Annotated in this window: 17 protein-coding genes; 10 read left to right on the forward strand and 7 right to left on the reverse strand. The window is 51.0% G+C overall.

Translation table 11 applies throughout. The annotated features are described in order from the left end of the window. A partial coding sequence (locus AC1DWB_RS11490) for a serine aminopeptidase domain-containing protein (protein ID WP_477541198.1) occupies positions 1-454 on the reverse strand: 454 nt, incomplete at its 3' end. A gap of 451 nt (positions 455-905) precedes the next feature. On the opposite strand from AC1DWB_RS11490, the gene AC1DWB_RS11495 reads away from it, so the two are divergent. From AC1DWB_RS11495 to AC1DWB_RS11510, 4 genes are all read left to right on the forward strand, one after another. Then, complete coding sequence (locus AC1DWB_RS11495) at positions 906-1610, forward strand: response regulator transcription factor (RefSeq protein ID WP_477541199.1); 705 nt, start codon at positions 906-908, stop codon at positions 1608-1610. Continuing rightward, a complete protein-coding gene (locus AC1DWB_RS11500; RefSeq protein WP_477541200.1) occupies positions 1600-2703 on the forward strand; it encodes a sensor histidine kinase in 1104 nt (367 codons plus the stop codon). Before AC1DWB_RS11495 ends, AC1DWB_RS11500 begins: the two co-directional genes overlap by 11 nt. Positions 2704-2770: 67 nt before the next feature. After that, positions 2771-4429 carry an SGNH/GDSL hydrolase family protein gene (locus tag AC1DWB_RS11505; RefSeq protein WP_477541201.1) on the forward strand — a complete coding sequence of 553 codons (1659 nt, stop codon included), beginning with the start codon at positions 2771-2773 and terminating at the stop codon, positions 4427-4429. Between the two features lie 116 nt (positions 4430-4545). Beyond that, positions 4546-5934: an ABC transporter substrate-binding protein gene (locus AC1DWB_RS11510; protein ID WP_477541202.1), complete on the forward strand. Its 1389-nt coding sequence runs from the start codon at positions 4546-4548 to the stop codon at positions 5932-5934. Positions 5935-6011: 77 nt separating this feature from the next. Here the strand turns inward: AC1DWB_RS11510 and AC1DWB_RS11515 are convergent, their stop codons facing one another. Continuing rightward, on the reverse strand, positions 6012-7907 hold the full coding sequence (locus tag AC1DWB_RS11515; protein WP_477541203.1) for a ligand-binding sensor domain-containing protein: 1896 nt from the start codon (positions 7905-7907) through the stop codon (positions 6012-6014). A 214-nt stretch (positions 7908-8121) separates the two neighbouring features. Here AC1DWB_RS11515 and AC1DWB_RS11520 point away from each other — a divergent pair, with 214 nt between their 5' ends. Next, complete coding sequence (locus AC1DWB_RS11520) at positions 8122-9024, forward strand: D-alanyl-D-alanine carboxypeptidase family protein (protein ID WP_477541204.1); 903 nt, start codon at positions 8122-8124, stop codon at positions 9022-9024. 55 nt (positions 9025-9079) lie between these two features. Here the strand turns inward: AC1DWB_RS11520 and AC1DWB_RS11525 are convergent, their stop codons facing one another. Together AC1DWB_RS11525 and AC1DWB_RS11530 are read right to left on the reverse strand one after the other, a co-directional pair. Further along, the gene (locus tag AC1DWB_RS11525; RefSeq protein ID WP_477541205.1) at positions 9080-10384 is read right to left on the reverse strand and encodes an extracellular solute-binding protein; all 1305 of its coding nucleotides are present in this window, start codon (positions 10382-10384) and stop codon (positions 9080-9082) included. A 211-nt stretch (positions 10385-10595) separates the two neighbouring features. Then, complete coding sequence (locus AC1DWB_RS11530; protein ID WP_477541206.1) at positions 10596-11600, reverse strand: N-acetyltransferase family protein; 1005 nt, start codon at positions 11598-11600, stop codon at positions 10596-10598. A gap of 310 nt (positions 11601-11910) precedes the next feature. On the opposite strand from AC1DWB_RS11530, the gene AC1DWB_RS11535 reads away from it, so the two are divergent. Then, positions 11911-13635 carry an ABC transporter ATP-binding protein gene (locus tag AC1DWB_RS11535; RefSeq protein WP_477541207.1) on the forward strand — a complete coding sequence of 575 codons (1725 nt, stop codon included), beginning with the start codon at positions 11911-11913 and terminating at the stop codon, positions 13633-13635. A gap of 95 nt (positions 13636-13730) precedes the next feature. Here AC1DWB_RS11535 and AC1DWB_RS11540 read toward each other — a convergent pair whose 3' ends face one another. Together AC1DWB_RS11540 and AC1DWB_RS11545 are read right to left on the reverse strand one after the other, a co-directional pair. Beyond that, positions 13731-14732 carry a phytanoyl-CoA dioxygenase family protein gene (locus AC1DWB_RS11540; RefSeq protein WP_477541208.1) on the reverse strand — a complete coding sequence of 334 codons (1002 nt, stop codon included), beginning with the start codon at positions 14730-14732 and terminating at the stop codon, positions 13731-13733. A 76-nt stretch (positions 14733-14808) separates the two neighbouring features. After that, positions 14809-15714, reverse strand: coding sequence for a helix-turn-helix domain-containing protein (locus AC1DWB_RS11545; protein ID WP_477541209.1), 906 nt, complete (start codon positions 15712-15714; stop codon positions 14809-14811). A 317-nt stretch (positions 15715-16031) separates the two neighbouring features. Here AC1DWB_RS11545 and asnB point away from each other — a divergent pair, with 317 nt between their 5' ends. The 3 genes from asnB to AC1DWB_RS11560 all read left to right on the forward strand — a co-directional run bounded on the left by asnB (position 16032) and on the right by AC1DWB_RS11560 (position 18675). Then, on the forward strand, positions 16032-17882 hold the full coding sequence (asnB, locus tag AC1DWB_RS11550; protein WP_477541210.1) for an asparagine synthase (glutamine-hydrolyzing): 1851 nt from the start codon (positions 16032-16034) through the stop codon (positions 17880-17882). An 81-nt stretch (positions 17883-17963) separates the two neighbouring features. Beyond that, positions 17964-18443 carry a hypothetical protein gene (locus tag AC1DWB_RS11555; protein ID WP_477541211.1) on the forward strand — a complete coding sequence of 160 codons (480 nt, stop codon included), beginning with the start codon at positions 17964-17966 and terminating at the stop codon, positions 18441-18443. A 10-nt stretch (positions 18444-18453) separates the two neighbouring features. Beyond that, positions 18454-18675, forward strand: coding sequence for a CD3324 family protein (locus AC1DWB_RS11560; RefSeq protein WP_477541212.1), 222 nt, complete (start codon positions 18454-18456; stop codon positions 18673-18675). Here AC1DWB_RS11560 and AC1DWB_RS11565 read toward each other — a convergent pair. After that, on the reverse strand, positions 18636-19559 hold the full coding sequence (locus AC1DWB_RS11565) for an AraC family transcriptional regulator (RefSeq protein WP_477541213.1): 924 nt from the start codon (positions 19557-19559) through the stop codon (positions 18636-18638). The genes AC1DWB_RS11560 and AC1DWB_RS11565 overlap by 40 nt on opposite strands. Before the next feature lie 141 nt (positions 19560-19700). Here AC1DWB_RS11565 and AC1DWB_RS11570 point away from each other — a divergent pair, with 141 nt between their 5' ends. After that, positions 19701-21212: a sulfatase family protein gene (locus tag AC1DWB_RS11570; RefSeq protein ID WP_477541214.1), complete on the forward strand. Its 1512-nt coding sequence runs from the start codon at positions 19701-19703 to the stop codon at positions 21210-21212. Positions 21213-21219 lie beyond the last annotated feature (7 nt).

Below are 21219 nucleotides of genomic sequence, written 5' to 3' on the forward strand. Positions count from 1 at the left end.
CCTCTGCACCATGGCGGTACACATCAAAGCGCTCTTGATGACGATCCAAATCGTGCAAGAGCTCCACGTCCAGCCGCAGGCCGTTCTTCGGAGATCCATAGTAGGAATGACCGAACTCTCGCATTTCCCGCACTGCGCTTCGCGTATAGATGGCCTCCAGATCGTCGAAATGACCGCTCCAAGTCACGACCCCAGCTATACAATTCGGCTGCTCAATCGCTGTGATGAAGCCGATGAACCCACCTCGGCTATGGCCAACTACGAAGATCGGAACGGATGAATCGAAGGAAGGTTCCACTAGCGGAGGGAGCCTCTTGTTCTCTCGGATAGATTGGAGCAGGAATGTAAGATCCTCCACCTCCTTGGAGTACGTATTCACCGCAAACTTCTCAGGCTCGGAGTTGTATGTCATACTAGAACCAACACCGTTATGTGAGAAGTTAATGTTCAACACATCCAATCCCCGCTCGGCAAATCATTGCGAAATGTACGGCATCATAAGCGCATCCTTATGTGCTCGGAAGCCGTGACAGAGGATTACTATTCCACGTCGAGCACCTGTTGATTTCCAGTAATCTCCTCGAATGACTCGATTCGACTCCATATGCAGCTCGATCAAAACACCATGGGCTTCCATCTTCCATCCCTTTCGCAATCGGTTTGTTTATCGGCCAAGCGCCTCTGTTTCCCATTATACGGAAACTAGTGCACGTTGTCGTTCCCACTTCTTGTTTTCTATTTTGCAAATCTTGCTTTTTTAAACTTCTTCTCGTCATTCCATTTTTTAAGAAAGCCTAAAGAAACCCATAATAATGTTTAAGATGCGCTATTTCTTTACACAGACAGCTCAAACTGTTTTATAGTAATAAATACGTTTCTGTATGAGAGGAGCCTGATTGACGAAGATGAGCTATAACATTCTAATCGTAGATGACGACCGGGAAATTGCCGGACTCATTAACATTTACTTGAAAAACGAAGGCTATGAAACGAAGCTGGCCGTTAACGGTCGCGAGGCACTGGAGATGTTCCGTGCTGAACACTTCCACTTGGTCGTTCTGGACTTGATGATGCCCGAGATCGACGGCCTGGAAGTATGCCGCAACATACGCAAACACCAGAGTGTACCCATCTTGATTGTAAGCGCCAAAGCCGAGGACATCGACCGGATTACCGGCCTGATGACCGGAGCCGACGATTACGTCGTCAAGCCCTTCAATCCGCTCGAGCTGACGCTGAGGGTAAAGTCACTGCTTCGGCGCACTTATGCAGACAAGTCACCGATGGCGGAGTCTGAGTCGAACGGAGATGACGATGTCATTCGGATCGGACCACTCGAGATTAACAAGCACAATCACACCGCCGAGGTGGAGGGCCGTCCGATGGCGCTGACTTCCAAGGAATTCGGTATTTTGCATTTGCTTGCGCTTCATCCCGGTCGGGTGTTCAGCGCTGAAGATATTTTCCGCCAAGTATGGAAAGAGAAGTATTTTGACGCAAACAATACGGTCATGGTGCATATCAGCAACTTGCGGGACAAGCTGGAGCAAGAGCTTGGGGATAAGCTGATCGCCACGGTCTGGGGAGTAGGGTACAAAATTGAAAGGTAACTTGATGAGCCGGATGATCGTACGGTTAGTCGGACAAATCATATTGTGCGCTGTGGCCATGTTCCCTGCCGCGTTCGCCACCGCCTACATGCTTCTACAATTGGCAGATACTTTTCCTCTGCTTCGTGGAATTATGAAGGCCGTTCAGCAATCGTTCGGACAAACACTGGCAATGGCAGGATTGTGCTTCTTCTACTTCATCTTGTTCATGGTGCTGCTGCATTGGCGGCGATTCCGGGCTTTCACCAAGCTATCGGAGAATGTTCAGCATATATCCAATGGGCACTTGGATGACAAAGTCGAGATATCTGGCAACCATGAGGTCAGCGAGCTGGCCACCTCATTCAACCGTCTGCTGGATCAACTGAAACAATCACTGGACGACGAACGCAAAGCCGAGCAAAGCAAAAACGAGCTCGTCACGAACGTCTCCCATGACCTCCGAACGCCGCTGACTTCGATTCTCGGTTACTTGGCGCTCGTGGATGAAGATCGGTACCGGGACGAGGTCGAGCTGCGGCACTATATCCAGATCGCCTATGCGAAGGCGCAACGCCTTCATGTGCTCATACAGGACTTATTCGAATTCACCAGACTTCGCCATGATGCCATTCCGCTGCAAGTGAAGCCAATCAACGCAGTGGAAATCATGTCGCAGATGCACCTGCACTACAGACTGCCCTTACGAAAAGCAGGCATGACCGGTAATCTGATTACGAACGAAACTGATCTGCCGATCATCGCTGATCCAGACAAGTTGTTCCGGGTGTTCGACAACTTATTCTCCAATGCCATGGTGTACGGAAGAGAAGGGCATAAGCTCGATTCTGTTGTCCGCAGAGAAGGCCAGGAAACCGTCATTGAAGTGATCAATTACGGAGAACCTATTCCGGCCATAGACCTGCCACATATATTCGAACGGTTCTACCGGGTCGATCGCTCTCGTAATGAGCACACAGGAGGCTCTGGATTAGGCTTGGCAATCTCCAAGAGCATCATAGAGCGGCATGGTGGAACGATCCAGGTAGAGAGCGATTCGAAGCGAACTGCCTTCATCGTGCGCTTGCCGTTGCAATCACACAAAATTTTGTAAACCTATGCCGCACGCCCGGATTTTTCTGATACAATTCTTGTAATCTTGTATTTGAAGGAGCGCGAATATGCCCACCCTATTTCAACTAAACAGCGACATTCCGCGTAAGCTGAATGTCGTTTTTCTCGGCGATAGTGTTACCGATAACGGTACCTATATTTCCTACATGGACGCCTACTTCAAGCAGCATATGTCGGACAAGCAATTGACCTTCATTAATCTCGGTGTTAGCAGTGAAACAGCCGCCGGTACAAGCGAGCCGTCGCATCCGTTCCCTCGTCCTTGTGTGCACGACAGACTCGATACCGTCCTGCGCGAGACGAGCCCCGATTGGGTCGTCATCTGCTATGGCATGAACGACGGCATCTATTATCCGTTCTCGGAAGAGCGATTCGCCGCTTACCAGTCTGGTATCAACCAATTAGTAGAGAAAGTGCGGGTGGCAGGAAGTAAAGCGATCGTGATGACACCTCCTCCATTCGATGCGCAGTCTGTGCAAGGTAATCCCTTGCAGCCGGAAGGAAAGTCCGAGTATGCCTACAACTCACCGTATGAAGGATACGACGAAGTATTGAACCGATACTCTCAGTGGGTTATGTCGCTGGACGCTCAAGCGGCCGACGGGGTCGTCGATATTCACACCCCTCTATCCATCGCCACTCAGCAAAAACGAAATGCCGACTCGCTCTACCGTTCCGGGGACGGGATACATCCGAATGCGCTCGGTCATTGGATTATTGCAAAGACATTGCTTGGTCGCTTGTTCAACATCACGTTGGAGCGTGTGCCGGAATACGTAGAGAGTTCGGACGAAGTTAACACTGCTGCACTCATAGCGGAACGACATCGTCTGCTCAGTTCAGCATGGAAAGAACATGTCGGCCATACGAATCCGACTAAAGCGCAAGCTCTCCCTCTGGAGGAAGCGCTAACCCGCAGCAGAGGTCTGGATCTCCGCTTGCAAGAGCTGTTCGCCGTTAACACTCGACTGGAGCGAACGAGCGACTGGAATGGGTATGTGAAGCATGACTTTTACCTGGACGGCCGTGAAGCGATATTAATCTGTCCCAAGCAGCCTGCTCCTGGCAACCCCTGGGTGTGGCGGGCCGAATTCCTGTACGACTTCAACCAGGCTGACGTCGAACTGCTAAGACAAGGCTGGCACATCGCTTACTATCGACTAAGCAATATGTATGGTTGTCCGTTCGCCGTAGAGAGTATGCATCGATTCAAGCTGTATCTCGAACAAGCCTACTCGCTCGCACCACAAGCTGCGTTGTTCGGCTTCAGCCGAGGCGGCTTGTACGCCACGAACTATGCCGCCGCATATGCTAAGGACGTGTCATGTCTGTACCTAGACGCCCCAGTTCTGGACATTCGGAGTTGGCCAGCTGGCAGATGGGAAGGCAGCGGTTCCTCTCTCGCCAATTGGGAAGATTGTATGGCTCTCTATGGGCTTACCGAACAAACCGCGAGCGGATTCGATCGTAATCCGCTGAACAAAGTGAGTACGCTTGTCGCAGCAGGCATCCCGATCATAATAGTGGCAGGCGATGTCGACAAGCCGGTTCCATACCATGAGAACGGAGAGAAGCTAGCGAAGTTGTACGAATCGATGAAGGGTGAGATCGTCACAATCGTGAAGCCTGGAGTCGGACACCATCCGCACAGTCTGGAAGATCCGGCACCGATTGTGGAATTCGTGAAGCGGCATTTCAAACTCTAGCTTCTATTTGACAACAAGGAAGGAAGTCTCTAAGATACGGGTATAATAAGGAATACGAGTAAGATACGAGTTCGTTATTAGAACCGTCTTCGCTTCGTGTAAAGGAGCTTAGTCCAATGAAGCGGGAAACCGACTTTCTATATTTGAAATTAGCGAATACGCTACGCGTGCAGATTTATTCAGGCTTTATTCAACCCAGGCAATTCCTGCTATCTGAGAATGAAATGTGTGAGAAATACAATCTCAGTCGTACTTCCGTCCGCAAAGCACTGCAGGAATTGCTAGACGAAGACTTGATCGTCAAGATTCATGGTAAGGGCACGATGGTGTCTTCATCCGCTGGTGCTCCAAGCAGTCATGTCAATACACTGATCATAGCAGCGCCTCCTGAGTCGGGATTTATCAAAAAAGGGTTGACTGTTATCATCCGCGAATTCCGCAAACGATTCCCCGGTGTGCAGATCAAAATGCTGCCCATTCCGCACGATCCGTTAAACTACTTGCAGTCGCTTATTGAGATGGGGGCCAATCCGGACATGATCTTCGCAAACGATGCAGACAGCCAACTAAGCGATCTCGATTATTTGAGCCCGCTTGATGACTTACTTGATTCCTACGAAGGAACTACTAAGCAAATCATCGATATATTCAAGCGGAATGATCAGCTGTACACGGCTCCTCTCACCTATTCGCCGATCTTTCTCGTCTACAACCGAAATTTATTCGAGTATTACAAAGTCGAGGTTCCTGGCCCCGATTGGACATTGGACCGTTTTATCAAGATTGCCCAAGCGCTAACCCAGGATATCGACAATGATGGGATGACTGAACAGTATGGATTCGCGGTTAATTCAGATATTAACCGCTGGCCCGTTCTACTGATGAAGCAGTGGATCAACTTTTGTTCGGACAGGCACAATCCCCTCTATACACATGAACTAGTGCTGGCGTTACGGAATGTGCAGCAGTTGATTTATCGCGACAAAGTGTGCCCGATCTTCGCTGTCAGCAATCAGGTTCTCACCAAGGAGTTGTTCGACGAGAACCGCATCGCAATGGTATTAACGTCCACCTACATCATGGAGAGTGCTCCGACGAACTATGGCATCGCTCCGCTTCCAGCTGAGCTAGGAGACATGAGTCTCCTAGTGGTCAATGGACTGCAACTTCTTCGCGACAGCAAGAACAAGGAGTTGGCCAAGCAGTTCCTCCGATTCAGCCTTGAACCGGAAATCCAACGAATAATTGCTGCTGAAGCAGGGCTTCTGTCGTTATTTCCGGATATCAACACCCAACAATTAGGTGAAGGACGTATGGAAGCACTCGGGATCACGGTCGAACGCCTCGAACGCCATAAGTTCAGGCATCAGGTGATTCCGAATCTGGAATTGCAGCATGAGTTGGAGGACACGATGAAACGCTTCTGGGCTGGCATGGAGAAGCCCGAGACGCTGGTCGAGCGATTAAAGAGTATGGACTTGTTCACTCCCCCCTCCACCCGTTAGATGTGGTGCAATATAGAAGAGCCGCTGTAGTTAAGACCTGTTCGGGTCCCGCTGCAGCGGCTCTTATGACGTTTACTTTACGGTTCCATTACATATAGTTCCGTGTTCTTCGTGAAGTATATACGGCCTGCACGATCGCCTATTGCATGATCTACTTCTTCTTGCAGTATCGTCAAATCATCCGATTGCGGATCATAGCGGAACAGGAAGCCTAATAAAGAGCCACATACATGGCCGCTTGGCTCGCACCACAAATCACCCGCATGCCAGCCAAACCATTGTGTCCGCTTGGCTTCCGGAACATAAGCTTCCATCGATACGAGACGGGTGAACTGTCGCGAGACAGAGTCGAATTGGAACAGATGAGACGGGGTAAGTCCCCATAGCTGACCGTTCGTATCGAATGTTACTGCGAACACCCCCTTGTTGCCCGGCACCGGAACACCTTCCCATACCTTCTTGCGGGTAGACGGATCCCAGATGAATAACATGCCCTCCAAATCTGGCGTAACCGTGCCTAGTCCACCCAGTATGGATGAGCCCCCATAAATGAAGCCATCCTCGTAAGCCAGGCTCACTATACTTTGATCAGCTACTACATGCCGGTACACATCTATATGGCCTGAATCCGGATCGTACATCGATAACGCTCCACCCAACTGCCCATAATAAGGAACCGTACCAATGGCAAGTTCCCGGCCGGCAGGTACAAACGCAAACGGTCGATCTTGACCCTCATCCTTAAGCGACAACAGCTTCTCCGGGTTGACCCCCTTCACCCATGGTCGAGCTGGATCATACCGATACAGAATGGAATAGGGATAAATGCCAAGGTATATATAATCGCCGAACTCCGTCATGCCTTCGGGCTGTCCGACAGAGCCGTATTCCGTTATCCGATCTTGATGTKGGTCATACATCGCAGTACCGCCGAAGAAGAAACCCCCGGCATATACCTGGTCTTTCTTGTCAACAATCAAGCTCTGCACCTTATTCGGCTGTCCGGGAACGTTCGTTTCCTGCAAGCTCCCTCGGTCGGTATCTGGATTATAGATCCAAAAATGACCATCATCTTGAACGCTGATCAGACTCCATCCCGGATATAGCTCTTGGTCATGCCACTGGATCCAAGCGAAGTCTCTGGCTGGTTGATCGCACGGCCACGAGGTTGGTCGCAGTTCACGATTGATCAAATTATAGACGTGCAGTCGATTGTCTTTAATGAAGTAGATGTCATCCGATCCCGGCTTCGCCTGGGAGACGTCGAAGCCGGAGCAGCCGCTCACTCGGTCAACCCAGGTCTCGGCCTCCAAATCGTATACGAGCAATGTGTTACCCGGGGACAGTCTAACCAGCAAATGTCCGTTCACTCGTGTCAGGTCGTATACGATCGACTCTTGCTCGTAACCTGGCGGCAGCGCAATCTCCGTCTTCGTTCCAGTCACGGTATCAATCGCCACCAGATGCGCCTGCACGGTACCGATTCCCGCGTACAGCGTGTTGCCCGATACGGCAACACTCCGGCCATATTGCTCTCCCTCGACCACCTGCCCGTAATCTCGGAATGTCTCTGTAACAGGGTCGTACCCGAATATTTTGCCATTCATACAAGTACCACCGTAAATGTTGCCGCGTTCATCAGACGTGAGACGCCAATGGAACACTTCGCTCTCAATCGGCTTGCCCATGTTCTCGATCGCATCCGCTCCAGGCAGCATCCGGTACAAATTGCCAACTGTGCTGCTCATGTATACCGTACCATCCGGCATGTGAAGGACTCCCCATGAGTGCGTCGTACCATGCAGCTCTAGGCTCTGTATGCAGAGGCCCGAAAAGACATCGATTACGTGAAGCGTTGCTATTTGGCCGCACGAAACCGCGTAAATACGTGGGTTTCCGTTCAATCCTGGGTCGTATGCGGCGGCAACGATGGCAACGGTATGGACCGGTACGCCGAGCGATCTGATGTTCATTGAGTTCATCCCTTCTTTTATCTCCTTGTATTACAAGTAAGATACAAGTAGAAGTTTAGGGGATGACACTCTGTTTGTCAATTTGTTTTTATGTGCATAGAAGGTTAAGAAAAACTTATGATTTGGTTACATATTCCTTAAAAACCCACCGTTATACTGTCCTTATCACCAAGCTTGTAGCTGTCGATGAGCTGCACTTACAAGGAGAATGGACATGAAACGCGGTTTTGTAATCTTATTGCTCGTTGGAATCAGCGGTGCCTTCCTACTCATGAATCGCACGGAGATTTTTACATTTTGGAACAAGTCACCCATTCAGATACAAGCTCGCGCCGCGATTATGATGGAGGCAGATACGGGGCGAATCCTATATGCCCATCATGCTGATCTAGCTCTGCCACCTGCTAGTATGTCGAAAATGATGACTGAGCTTCTTCTGCTCGAAGACATAAGCCGTGGAAAGCACAAATGGGACGAGCAGGTGAAAACAAGCCGATATGCAGCAGATGTAACAGGCTCGCAAATTGGCTTGAAGAAAGGCGAATCGTTATCGCTGCAGCAAATGTTTCAAGCGATCGCTGTGCATTCAGCAAACGATGCTGCGGTCGCCGTAGCCGAGCACTTATCCGGCTCGGAGAAAACGTTCGTCGAGCGCATGAATCGCAAAGCGAAAGAGATAGGACTGTCTGGCAGCGCTTATTTCGCCAACGCGACAGGCTTGTCGCTAGCCGATCTCGGCGAATACGCACCGAAGAACGCGAACTTGGAGACCGTTATGACGTCCCGAGATGCTGCTCTGCTAGCTCGGGCGCTTATTACTACGTATCCGGAAGTGTTGAACGTAACCAAATTGAAGGAAGTCAACTTGACCGACTCCCGCATCAAGTTAACTTCCACGAATGAGCTGCTACCTGGACTTGCCCACACCTATCCGGGCAGCGACGGCTTCAAGACCGGCTTCACCGACGAGGCTGGCTATTGCTTCACAGGAACATCCGTACGTGGCGGCAAACGGCTGATCACTGTCGTCATGGGCGCCGATTCCGCCGACTCCCGGTTCACCGAGACGGTCAAGCTGTTCGATTACGGCTTCAAGCTTACTGCCAAAGCCCGTTAACCAGCAGCTTCCCGAATTTCCTGGATAGCCTGGTCGGCAGTGATCCTCTCGGAGGTCATTTCGGGGAGCTAGTAGCCTGCTGCTCATCTACTAATTTCAAGCAGTTCATCTCTTGATCTAGCTTGAGCGCCAATAGATGTAACTTGTCAGGGATATCCTTATCGTTCGTCGTAAGTAGGCTATTGAAATCAGCGGTCAATTCTCTATTCCACGCCTGATTATAGTAGGGATTGTAAGCTGAGGATACCTTAACCGCGTAGTTCATCTCATCAGCTGCCATAGTCTTGATCGGATCCTTGACGGAGCCAGTCGCTTCAGCCATTGCTTTGCTGGTAGTCAAATATTGACTTGCATAATTAATCGAATCATCATTCGGAGTTTGAGTAAAGTACTGAAGAAATTCCCAGGCTGCTTGAGCATGTTTACTTTTCTGTGAAATTCCATATCCCGAAATCCCAATCGGATTCCCTCGCTTGCCACCCTCGAAATGCGGCAATGGGGCATATCCCAGATTCCCCTTATTCTCTCCCTGGAACGAAGACATCTTAATACTGATGTTTCCTACTATCATCCCTGTCTGGTTCGTGTCCAATTTTTGAAAGTGCTCTGGAAAGTTAAGAGAGGCCGTTTTCCCTGCATCATCGCGGTAGTAGGCATTAAGCCATTGTACGGAACGGATCGCCTCCGAACTGTCCAAATATCCTACAGCCATACCTTCTTTAGGAGAGATGATGCTCTTCCCCGTGCTGGCCATAAGTATTTCTAAAGTAGAAGAATTGTAGAGTAATACGGATCCGAGCGCAGGCTTTATTCGCCTCGAAATGTCCCTGAAATGTTCCCATGTCCAATCGCCGTTCGGATACGGAATATGTGCCAAGTCAAACATAGCTTTGTTGTACAGCACAAGACTCGGATAGGCCGCGTAAGGCAACAGGAGCAGTTTACCGTTAATGGATGCAGCATCGAGAATTGGTTTGTTAATATCTAATTCCTTGGAACCGGTTGACTTCTGCAGCTCCCATAAATTCCGTAGCAACCCTTTCTTCTCAGCCACGATGAGTTCATCAGCAGGTAGCTGTACAATATCAGGCGGTTCACTTCGTTCTAGCATCTTCCTTTGGTCTAGCCCTGATACCATGGTTATATTGGGCGGTAAGTAATCGATAATGACTTTGATCTTCGGATTTAATTTATGGAAATTTTCTGCTGCATCCTGATATACTTTCTCCATCGGGTCTCCTTTAATAAGGATAGCCTGAAAGTGAATTTCTACTGGGTCTGTTTGTTTCTTAGTCTTGCTGCAAGCAGTTACGGTAGTTGCAAGTAACAGTATACCTGTGATCAAAAGCAATCTTTTCATGATCGATTGACGCCCCCTTCTTGCAATCATCCAAATTGTACCAAGGGTAGCGACTTATAACTAGGACTGACTTTGTTAGATATGGTGTCGTTTTGTTGGTTCATGTCACATAGATGACAGCCGGAAAAGGCTTACACACACAAGGCAAAAAACACACCAAGCTCGGTGTGTTTTTACTGTTCTATTTGCTGGACTCCACTTCATATCGGAGCTAATCATCCATCTTGCGAAGTAACAGATCAAGCGGCGCCACGATTCGATACCGGCCCCGTAGTGGCTGAAAGCCGAGCCGTCGATTGATCGCCAAGATTGGCTCATTCAAGGAATCGTTATCCGTCCGGATATAAGGCGCATCATGGCGTTTCGCCAAGCGGATCGCAAGCAGCTTCAACGCACTCGCGATTTGCTTACCCCGATACGCTTCGCTTACTCCTGTATATTCGTGATACATGCCTTTGGTCTGCTTGTTCTGAATCAGGTGCGTAACCCCGACATAGCGGTCACCGTCAGCTGCAATCAGGACGAGCTCAGGACGTTCGCCATCCGGATACAAGTACCACTTCCGCCATTCCGTCATACTCGGCACATCACCCAGATAGCCTGGAATGTCTCGTAGGGTAGCGGTGTACATCTCGTACAGCTTCTGCTCGCTCTCCACTCCCGGCTCATCAGACAGGGTGAGGAAACGAATTCCACCTTGCTCCAACTGTTGCAGAACATCCGCCCCGATCTGTCTGTCATAGTGCTCTAGCGAAAGAACGGATTGGAACGAATGGCGCTCGATTGTAAAGCCTCTTCGCGCTGCGAAGCGCAGCGCATCCGGATTGTCGTCCCATACTTCCGTGATCAGAGTAGAGGCTCCAAGCCTATCCCCCCATTCGGCAGCATGACGCAATAACTGTTCACCAGCCCCCTGTCCACGGTATTCCCGTGCAACAACAAGCGTGAGGTACAAGTATCCAGGCTCCGTCCACGGCGCACGCCAGCACCAGCCATGGCCGATAATATCGCCACGATCATTGATCGCTACCTGCCGTTCCCGGTCATAGCCGACCAGACGTCCAGCTTCATCGATGCTCGTCTTACCCACTTGGTACAGCTTGCTGTCATCTTCTTCAAGCTTCTCTGCCGTGGTCGGCTCCGCCCAATATTCGTTCAATACTTGCGCGAGTTGGGGATAATCGTCCGGTAGTTGCAGAGATCTTAGTTGAATCATAGTATCAGCACCTCACGATATCAGGATTAGTCTACGGCGTAACGCACCTAAATTAAGTATACAGACGAATCGGGGAGCTGTTTAGGGAAAGCTTATCTTGAATCAAACTTGCCCATTCTACATATCTTGACTCAGGGCCAATCGCATGTTAACGTAAGTGAAAATTCCCATAATTTGATTGGAGGACACCATTATGATTTGACGATTTTGACGCTACGCACGAGGCCCTCCTAGTAAAAGTTGAATATCTAGATCAATTAGATGGATCAACTTTAATGGGAAGGGAAGATGTGATTTGGAATACATCTACATGTTCAAACAACTGTGGTTCTATGCGGATCGAGAACGCTGGAAAGTGGTCGTATACCTCTTTCTACACGCTATATCTATGCTCGGAGAGTTGGGCAAGCCTTATGCATTCGCCATGGTGATCAATGCCCTGCAGAAGAATGACCCTTCTGTAGTCCATGAGGTTGTACAATGGCTTCTATTCTATGTGATGTGTTTCTTTATTTTTGAGATTTTCCATCGCAGTGCACGGTTTATTGAACGATATGTTGCCTTCCGCAACCGGAAACGTTTTGTCACTGCCATGTATGATCATCTTCACGCTTTGCCGATTGGTTGGCATACGGACAATCACTCCGGATCGGTCATTGACAGGGTGAACAAAGCCGGTAATGCCATACATCGTTTCAGCGAGGAACAGTGTGTGTATGTAGACATCTTTATGAAGTTTTGGGGACCTTTAATCATTTTATGGACGATATCCCCAACCATTTCCCTCATTACTGTGGCTAGCGGTATTCTCATAGTAGTTATTACGAAAAAGCTCTATGACTTGTCCGTACCGCAATACCGAGCACAGAACGAACGGCTGCACCATGTAGCGGCTGCCCTATTCGATTACATTAGCAATATTAGAACGATTATCATGCTGAGATTGGGGCACCTGGCAAGAAACGATCTTGAGGAACGCATGGATCATGTATTCCCGCATTTGGCTACAGAGAATTTGATCACGCATATCAAATGTTTTATCTCAGGATTGATCATTGTGTTGCTGGATGTTGGCTTGATCTTTTACTATATTTACGACCAGCGACAAGCCGGTGCTATCATTATGATTGGCTCCGTTACTTTGATTTTCCAATATCTCCATCAATGCATGTCGTCCTTCCAATTTTATACGTGGGGCTATGAGTCGGTCATTCACTGGAAAACCGATTTTGAAGCAGTCAACCTAATCCTCAACGAACAATCACCAACTCAGGAACAGCAAGAAAATCGCCTTAAGACATGGAACAAACTTGATGTTGAGTCCATGAACTTCTCGTATGGAAATGGTCAGCACCAGCTTACCGAAATCTCAATCCGTCTGGAGCATGGTAAAAGGATTGCATTCGTTGGTGAAAGTGGTGCTGGCAAGAGCACCCTGCTTCAATTGCTGCGAGGATTAATTCCGATCCAACAAGGGACTTTGACGAAGGATGATAGCGAATCTTTACCTTATTCTTCTCTTGCAAGTATTACAGCTCTTCTTCCACAAGAACCTGAGATTTTTGAAAACACGGTACGCTACAACATCACGATGGGAATGCCTTCCAGTGATGAGGAGATTGATTCTGCGATCTGGGCTGCAGGGTTCCGTGATGTTGTAGACAGATTGCCTAACGGCCTCGAGAGCGATATTCGTGAAAAAGGGGTGAATCTCTCTGGTGGTCAGAAGCAAAGACTTGCTTTGGCGAGAGGATTTTTCTCCATTAGAGACAGCAGCATTGTATTGCTTGACGAGCCTACTTCAAATGTTGACCCTGCAACTGAGATGCTCATCTTCAAGAGATTATTCGAGCGGTTGGCTGGCAAATGTGTAGTAAGCGTACTACACCGATTGCATCTGGTCCGATATTTTGATTATGTATATGTGTTCAAACAGGGGACAATCGTTGAGGAAGGTACTTTCGACGATCTCTGTCTGGCGAATGGGGAATTTACTCGTCTATGGACAACGTACCTGGCTGAAGAAGAAGGATAACTGACCCCTTTCCAAAAACAAGGCCTCAACAAGGGAAAAGATCGATCCCCTTGTTGAGGCCTTGTTGGTTTATCCATGTCAGTGTGCAGCCCGGCTTAACATTCGGCGCCGGTCAGCTCACAGGTGAACATCTCTTTGAACTGCTGCGGCGTCAGCTTGCTCGACGAGTCTGGACAATAGTGGAACTGCAGCGCGCGACGGCGGTTACCGGAAAAATTCGGCGGTGTCCCGTGGTGCAGCAACCCGGCGAAAAACAACGCCCCGCCCGGCTTCAGCGGAACCGCGACATCACGTGCGACGTCCACCTGAGCATCGCAAATTTGCCAATCTCGAATCGCGAAATGGGGCACCGGCCCGTCTTTGTGCGAACCGGGGATGACGTGCATGCAGCCGTTCTCGAGCGTTGCCTCGTCGAGCGCAATCCAAAGGCCGCATACCATCTTCGACTGCGACAGGTTGCCATATGCCATATCCTGATGCCACGGCTTCTCCAGCCCTGCATCCGGGGACGGCGGTTTCAGAATCGCCTGATCCTCGAGAAATTTGGCGGGTTCGCCGAATATGCGCTGCAACAACGACAGCCCAGTTGGAGAAAAGCACGCATGGTGCAGCGCCGGCGAGAAATCGACGAATTTATGGAGCTTGCGTGTCACCATTTCGCGCTCCTCCGGCGTATTCCATGTCGCATTCTTCATCACCTGTACGCGAGGGCCGACGATGCGTCCCTGGACGATATCATCGACGCCGGCGACAGCGGCGGCCACTTCGTCCGGCGTCAGTAGCTGGTCTACGACCATGTAGCCGCGTTCCCAGAACCGGACAATGTCCTCGTCCGTAATATCATCCGCCGTGCGGTGACGTTCCTGCTCGATTTGATCATAGCGATATAATCGCCGCGCCGCCTCCTGCTGCGTGAGCGGCTTCTCGTTCAACATCACAAGCTCAGGGTCATTCCCGTCTCGGACTTGGACCTCCACCCGTTCGCCGACGAGCGGCCGATCAGCTGGAATCGGAAAATCATACCATACGTTGTAATCGGTAACAACCTTCATAATCTCTTCTTCAAAGCCTTGCACCATACCTTTGACGCTTGTCATTAGTAAGCAACTCCCTTCATTTGTCTGATGTGTACATCATAACAACGGGAGCCGTCCAGGCAAATGGCGTAATCCATCAATCTGATGTCGTGAAACGAACAAGATCCGTAACAATACCGACCGATTCGGGTGCTTGAGAAAGAGCGCCCGTTCCTTCCGCCGTACCGGCAGTGCGGGTCGTACGGACATATTGTGATGGGGACATGCCAAAATATTTGCGGAACAATTTGCTGAAAATGTACACGTCAGCGTAGTCGAGCGCCAGCGCAACCTGTGTAACGGTCATCGAAGATTCGGTCAGCAGGCTTTTGGCGCGCTCCAGCTTGCTGCGAACCAGGAACGCCTTGACGGATAAGCCGGCATGCCGTTTGAACAGCCGATTCAAGTAAGGAGCGGACATACCGAACGCTTCCGCAACCTCCCGTACGGCGATATGACCGCCTCGTTCCTGTATGAGCCTTGCCGCTTCCCTCATCATGCCGGTTTGATGCGCGTTCAGTTCGTTCGGCTCGCTGCCCTCCGAACGCTTGAACAGCTGAACAAACAGCATGCGCAACCACCCGTCGAACTCGGTCTGCTGCCAGCCGTCTGTCCTCTCGTCAGCTTCTAGTAGACGGTGCAAAATCCACTCCACCTCGTGACGGTCTTCGAACTGCGTATGGCGCGGAGGGAGCAGCCAGACACCATCGCCGCCGGTCAAATGAAAATGAGCAAAAATAACGGTCAGCCGGTCGCGCTCATTCTGTTCAGCATCAGGCTTGTCGCCAGGGCGCATGATGATACAGCTCCCCCGTCGCACCGGATAGTCGACGCCGCGAAGGGTCATGCGACCTTCTCCCGCCACGACGTACCAAATATCGAAATCCTCCAACGGCACCGGATGATTCCAGCGCCAGCCGGGCACGCAGGTTACTTTGCCACTTCCCCCGCCGCTGACGAATCCAGCCTCCTTAAGCAGACCCGTTATCGATTGTTGCTGCACGATTACCACTTCCTGTCGTATTATCGCCGGCTCCACGTGGATGTTGCTGCAAGCGGCTTCATTTCCCCCAGCATACCATACGACTGGTCACGCGGCGGTGTTTTTTCCGTACCGTCTTCCACCCCGGCAATTTGGGCTTGGGGCACGCAAGTTTTTTCGAGCGGCTGGAAGCCGATAAATCGAATGCCGCATCCCTACGTTTCTGCAACCGGGACACGCATCTAAGACAGGCCATGTGCATACGCTTAAGTATTGTTGCTGCCTGTCGTCAGCATTATGGATATGTACACATCTTGGAGGCAAGAGGGTGAAGGATCATGTGTGGAATTACGGGATGGGTCGACTATCGGAAAGATCTGACGAGTTATCCGTCCATTCTGCAGAGTATGACGGAAACGATGGCACTGCGCGGACCTGACGCCTCCGGCACCTGGCTATCTCCCCATTGCGCGCTCGGTCACCGTCGTCTGAGCGTCATGGACCCGGAGAACGGCGCACAGCCTATGACCCGACGTAAGGGCGATTATACGTATACGATCGTATATAACGGGGAGCTATATAATGCGCCGGAGCTGAAGCGGGAGCTGGAGCAGCGTGGGCATCGATTTTCGACAACGTGCGATACCGAAGTGCTGCTCGTCTCGTTCATCGAATGGGGTCGGGCTTGTGTGGACCGATTGAATGGTATATTCGCATTCGCGGTATGGAGCGAGGAAGAACGGAATTTGTTTCTGGTGCGGGATCGTGTCGGCGTGAAGCCGCTTTTTTATTCTTATACGCACGGTACGTTTCTGTTCGGCTCGGAGCCAAAGGCTATCCTGGCGCATCCGAGCTTCCAACCCGAGGTCGACCGCGAAGGGCTGGCCGAGCTGTTCTTGATCGGCCCGGCGCGGACGCCGGGCAAGGGGATCTACCGCGGCATGGCGGAATTGAAGCCGGGCCACTGTATGGTTGTGGACGCGAGCGGCATCAGCGTGAAGACGTATTGGCAGCTCGTGAGCCGGCCGCATGAAGATAACGTCGAGACGACGGCGGCCAAGGTGCGCGAGCTGCTCATCGACACCGTGGAGCGCCAGCTCGCGTCCGACGTGCCTGTAGGCACGCTGCTCTCTGGCGGGCTCGACTCTAGCGCGTTGACCGCCATCGCGGTCGAGTCATACAAACGCAGCGGCCTCGGCGCGCTGCAGACGTTCTCGGTCGACTATGTCGACAATGACAAGCATTTCAAGTCCAGCGTGTTCACGCCGAACAGCGACGCGCCGTGGATCAAGCGCATGGTGGAGCACCTCAGTACCGTGCACCATGATGTGTACTTCGACACGCCAGAGCTCGTCGAATCATTGAAGGCAACCGTCTATGCCCGCGATACGCCCGGCATGGCTGACATCGACGGCTCGCTGTACTTATTCTGCCGTGAGATTAAGAAGCGCGTCACCGTCGCAATCTCCGGTGAGGCAGCTGACGAAATATTCGGCGGCTACCCATGGTTCCACCGCGAGGAAGCGCTGAACGCGAATACGTTCCCGTGGTCGCTCTCTGCCGACACGCGGCTTAGCATCCTTGCGCCAGAGCTGCTCGACTGGCTGCAGCCGAAGGCGGTGCTGGAGGCGCGCTATGAGGAGGCGCTGTCCGAAGTGCCGCGGCTCGCAGGCGAGACCGGGGCCGCCCGACGCATGCGTGAGATGTCCTATCTGAACATTACCCGGTTCATGCCAACACTGCTCGATCGCAAGGACCGGATGAGTATGGCCGTCGGCCTGGAAGTGCGTGTGCCGTTCTGCGATCACCGGTTGATTGACTACGTCTTCAACATCCCGTGGGAGATCAAATCCGCAGGAGAACGGGAGAAAGGTATTCTGCGCAAAGCACTCAAGGGCATCTTGCCCGATGATGTGCTGTTCCGCAAGAAGAGCCCGTATCCCAAGACTCACAACCCGAATTACTTGCATGCGCTGCAGAGCGAATTGATTGAAGTGTTGAACGAACCTTCTTCGCCGATCCTGGAGTTTATCGATGTGAAGCGAGTGCGGAAACTGGCGGAATCGGACGCCTCTGCGATGAACTTGCCTTGGTTCGGTCAGTTGATGTCTGGGCCGCAGTTGCTCGCCTACTTGTGGATGATGAACATGTGGCTGAAAGAATACAACGTGTCGGTGGTGAGGGGTTGATTGGTTCGCTTGATGAAGAAAACCGTCCAGATGGTGGACGGTTTTCTTGTTATGTAACCAACTCATCCAGCTCACATCTGGATGCGATTCGATTTTCGCCATAACTTGCAAGCGGCAGCAGTGGTAAGAGAGTTTCGCGAGGGTGACGATTTCGATCAGATTGACAGGTTGGTACGAGACGAATACAGGAAGCGGCACGAGCGGATCGGGGTTCGTTTCCAAGGCAAGTACTCCGTTGACAACAAAAGAATCATTCACAAAAGTGAGTTTTTCCCCACGCAGCAAGATCAGAATGTTCGGAGGAAGCCCTCTTCAAAGGGATTTGTTCTTGAGTCGGATGGCGAGATAGCAGCGGTTATGATAGTGACCCTGCAACAGAAGGGCGGAAACGAGGAAATCAGACGTTTCGTCCGCTGCGTCTTAGCCTCAATGGAACAGCTTCAGCTGCGTTATGCCGGAAACCGGATGTCCTCGCGGAATTTACTCAGTATGATCGCCTTATGTTCGGAAGGATTTTTATTAGCCCCGATGGGGCAAGTCGCCCTGTACAGGCACGTGTAGGGCCGCGAATATGATGAAAAAATACGTCAACGCCAAAGAAATTCTCCCTCCGGCTTTAATCGAGGAACTACAGAAGTACCTGGACGGCGCTCATCTATACGTCCCACGCAAGACGCGCAAAAGCTGGGGCACTGAATCGGGAACACGCGAGCAACTGGATAGGCGCAATATGGAAATCCAATCGCTGTACCGTCAGAACGGTTTGGAAGTGGAATGGGGATTAGACATATGACTAGCCCGAAAAGCCGATGGAGATGTACCCTCCGCTCTGATGAAAGCCCTTGTGAAAGAATGCAAATCCGGATAGCCGACAGATAGCCCGATGTCCGTCACAGAGCGGGAAGTGTCCAGTAGGAGTACGCGGGCCTCTGCCATTCGCAACTGCTGCATATAAGCGCGCGGCGAAACGCCAACCTGCTCCGTGAAACTCTTCGTGAAGTACGACCGATTCAACCCGATATGCCGGACCACCTCTTGGACAGAGATCGATTCTCGGAAGTGTAGGTTCATATAGGTCTGGGCCGCGATCATCTTCTGCGACGGGGTCGACCTCGGAGCATCCACCGAATAGGCAGATGCTTCAGGATGGGCAGACACTTCTGGTATGATCCGGCTGAATAAGGCGTACATCAGTTTCTGTATTGCAAGCATATGCCCAACGCCTCCATCTCCTTCGAATCGGCTGAACAACGCTTGCCAATCCGAGATCAGAGCCGCGTCTACTACTTGTTTCATATAGGGTCTTGCATGAGTTACCCCGGCTTCCTTCAACAACAGAGCTGCCTGAGGACCGTCAAATGCCAACCAGGCCAATTGCAACGGATGCTCGTCAACTCCCGTATCTACGCTATCTAGTCCATACTGATAAGAGACACCCGGGAATAAACAAAACAAATCCCCGGCCTTCAGCCTCAACTCCTGATCCGGCGTTACCAGCCGCAAGCTTCCGCTCACTAACAGATGTACGCTGTAGCATTCAATGCTCCTGGGTCCGACCCAATAACTCGGCTTAGCCACATTGCGTCCCATCCGCAGTGGCCATATGCCTCCTTGCGTTTCAATGGCGTCCGGCATTCTATATTTGAATTCAGCATATTCATGGGCATACTCTTTCATATGGCAAGCCCCCTATCGTTCGTAAAAAGCGACAAAAAGATAAACCGGCCCAACAAAACGCCGTTCTCTTCCAACGCTCGATTCGCTATGATTAGCCTAATAACTAGTTGTTTCATTATAGCAAAACGGAGGAGCATGCACATGAAGAAACCAAACATTCTGCTAATCACAAGTGATCAGCAGCATTGGAATACGATCGGCGCCTTCAATCCAGAGATCGCGACGCCTAACTTGGATCGTCTTGTCAGGGAAGGCACGTCGTTCACAAGAGCCTATTGTCCGAATCCCACGTGCACACCGACACGGGCTTCTATTATTACCGGGATGTATCCTAGCCAGCATGGCGCGTGGGCGCTCGGCACCAAGCTGCTAGAGGACCGTCATACGGTTGGGGAAGATTTCACGGCTGGCGGATATCGGACGGCATTGATCGGTAAGGCGCATTTTCAGCCGCTGAAATCGACGGAAGATTATCCATCCATCGAATCGTATCCGCTCATGCAGGATCTGGAGTATTGGAAGTCATTCGACGAACCGTTCTATGGGTTCGATCATGTGGAGTTGGCACGCAATCATACGAACGAAGCTCACGCGGGTCAGCATTATGCGCTCTGGCTGGAGGAGAAGGGTTGTACCAATTGGAGGGATTATTTCCTGGCACCGACCGGTACAATGGACCCGACGATCAAGCACAAATGGCCGATTCCAGAGGAATACCACTATGATACTTGGATTGCGGAGAGAACGAACACCATGCTAGAGCAGTATAAGAATGCAGACGATAGCTTCTTCCTGTGGTCCAGCTTCTTCGACCCGCATCCACCTTATTTGGTTCCGGAGCCTTGGGACATGATGTACGATCCGGAACAGTTGACGATACCGCAGGCAACTCCAGGTGAGCATGATCGCAACCCTCCACATTTCCAAATGACTCAGCTGCCGAATCCGGACTTCACTATGCTCAAGGAAAGCGGTCATGGCATTCACGGCTACCATTCTCACACTCGCTTTCCGGCGGATGAACGCAAGCAACTGGTAGCGACTTACTATGCGATGACGAGCCTGATGGACCGACACATCGGCCGTATTCTCGACAAGTTGGACGAGTTGGGACTTGCAGACAACACCTTAGTCGTCTTCACGACCGATCACGGTCATTTCTTCGGTCAACATGGTCTGCAGGCCAAAGGCGGCTTTCATTATGAGGATCTGATCAAATTACCGTTCCTCGTTCGCTACCCAGGACAAGTGCCGGCAGGGCATCAGTCTGATGCGATTCAATCGTTGGTCGATCTGGCTCCAACTTTCCTGAGTATAGCAGGGCTTCCGATCCCAAGCGCCATGACAGGCGTTGATCAGAGCGATGTGTGGAAAGGTGCGAAGAGCGCAGCAAGAGACCATGCGATATGCGAATTCCGCCACGAGCCTACTACAATTCATCAGAAAACTTACGTGGACATCCGATACAAGATCACTGTGTACTTCAATCAAACATACGGGGAGCTATTCGATCTAGAGCAAGATCCGGGAGAAATAAATAACTTGTGGGACGATCCCGCCTCAGCTGCGCTGAAATCCGAACTGTTGCTAAAATACATTTGGGCGGAGCTGGGCAAGGAATCGATGCCGATGCCACGTATCTGGCATGCATAAGGTAACG

This window comes from Paenibacillus sp. P4_E11, from assembly GCF_056401635.1.

Bases quoted from the DNA above. Each gene is read 5' to 3' on its own strand.
- AC1DWB_RS11520 (WP_477541204.1), top strand. From the start codon at position 8,122: ATGAAACGCGGTTTTGTAATCTTATTGCTCGTTGGAATCAGCGGTGCC.
- AC1DWB_RS11565 (WP_477541213.1), bottom strand. From the start codon at position 19,559: ATGAAAGAGTATGCCCATGAATATGCTGAATTCAAATATAGAATGCCG.
- AC1DWB_RS11570 (WP_477541214.1), top strand. From the start codon at position 19,701: ATGAAGAAACCAAACATTCTGCTAATCACAAGTGATCAGCAGCATTGG.
- AC1DWB_RS11555 (WP_477541211.1), top strand. From the start codon at position 17,964: ATGCGATTCGATTTTCGCCATAACTTGCAAGCGGCAGCAGTGGTAAGA.
- AC1DWB_RS11525 (WP_477541205.1), bottom strand. From the start codon at position 10,384: ATGAAAAGATTGCTTTTGATCACAGGTATACTGTTACTTGCAACTACC.
- asnB (WP_477541210.1), top strand. From the start codon at position 16,032: ATGTGTGGAATTACGGGATGGGTCGACTATCGGAAAGATCTGACGAGT.
- AC1DWB_RS11540 (WP_477541208.1), bottom strand. From the start codon at position 14,732: ATGACAAGCGTCAAAGGTATGGTGCAAGGCTTTGAAGAAGAGATTATG.
- AC1DWB_RS11510 (WP_477541202.1), top strand. From the start codon at position 4,546: ATGAAGCGGGAAACCGACTTTCTATATTTGAAATTAGCGAATACGCTA.
- AC1DWB_RS11495 (WP_477541199.1), top strand. From the start codon at position 906: ATGAGCTATAACATTCTAATCGTAGATGACGACCGGGAAATTGCCGGA.
- AC1DWB_RS11560 (WP_477541212.1), top strand. From the start codon at position 18,454: ATGATGAAAAAATACGTCAACGCCAAAGAAATTCTCCCTCCGGCTTTA.
- AC1DWB_RS11505 (WP_477541201.1), top strand. From the start codon at position 2,771: ATGCCCACCCTATTTCAACTAAACAGCGACATTCCGCGTAAGCTGAAT.
- AC1DWB_RS11535 (WP_477541207.1), top strand. From the start codon at position 11,911: ATGTTCAAACAACTGTGGTTCTATGCGGATCGAGAACGCTGGAAAGTG.
- AC1DWB_RS11530 (WP_477541206.1), bottom strand. From the start codon at position 11,600: ATGATTCAACTAAGATCTCTGCAACTACCGGACGATTATCCCCAACTC.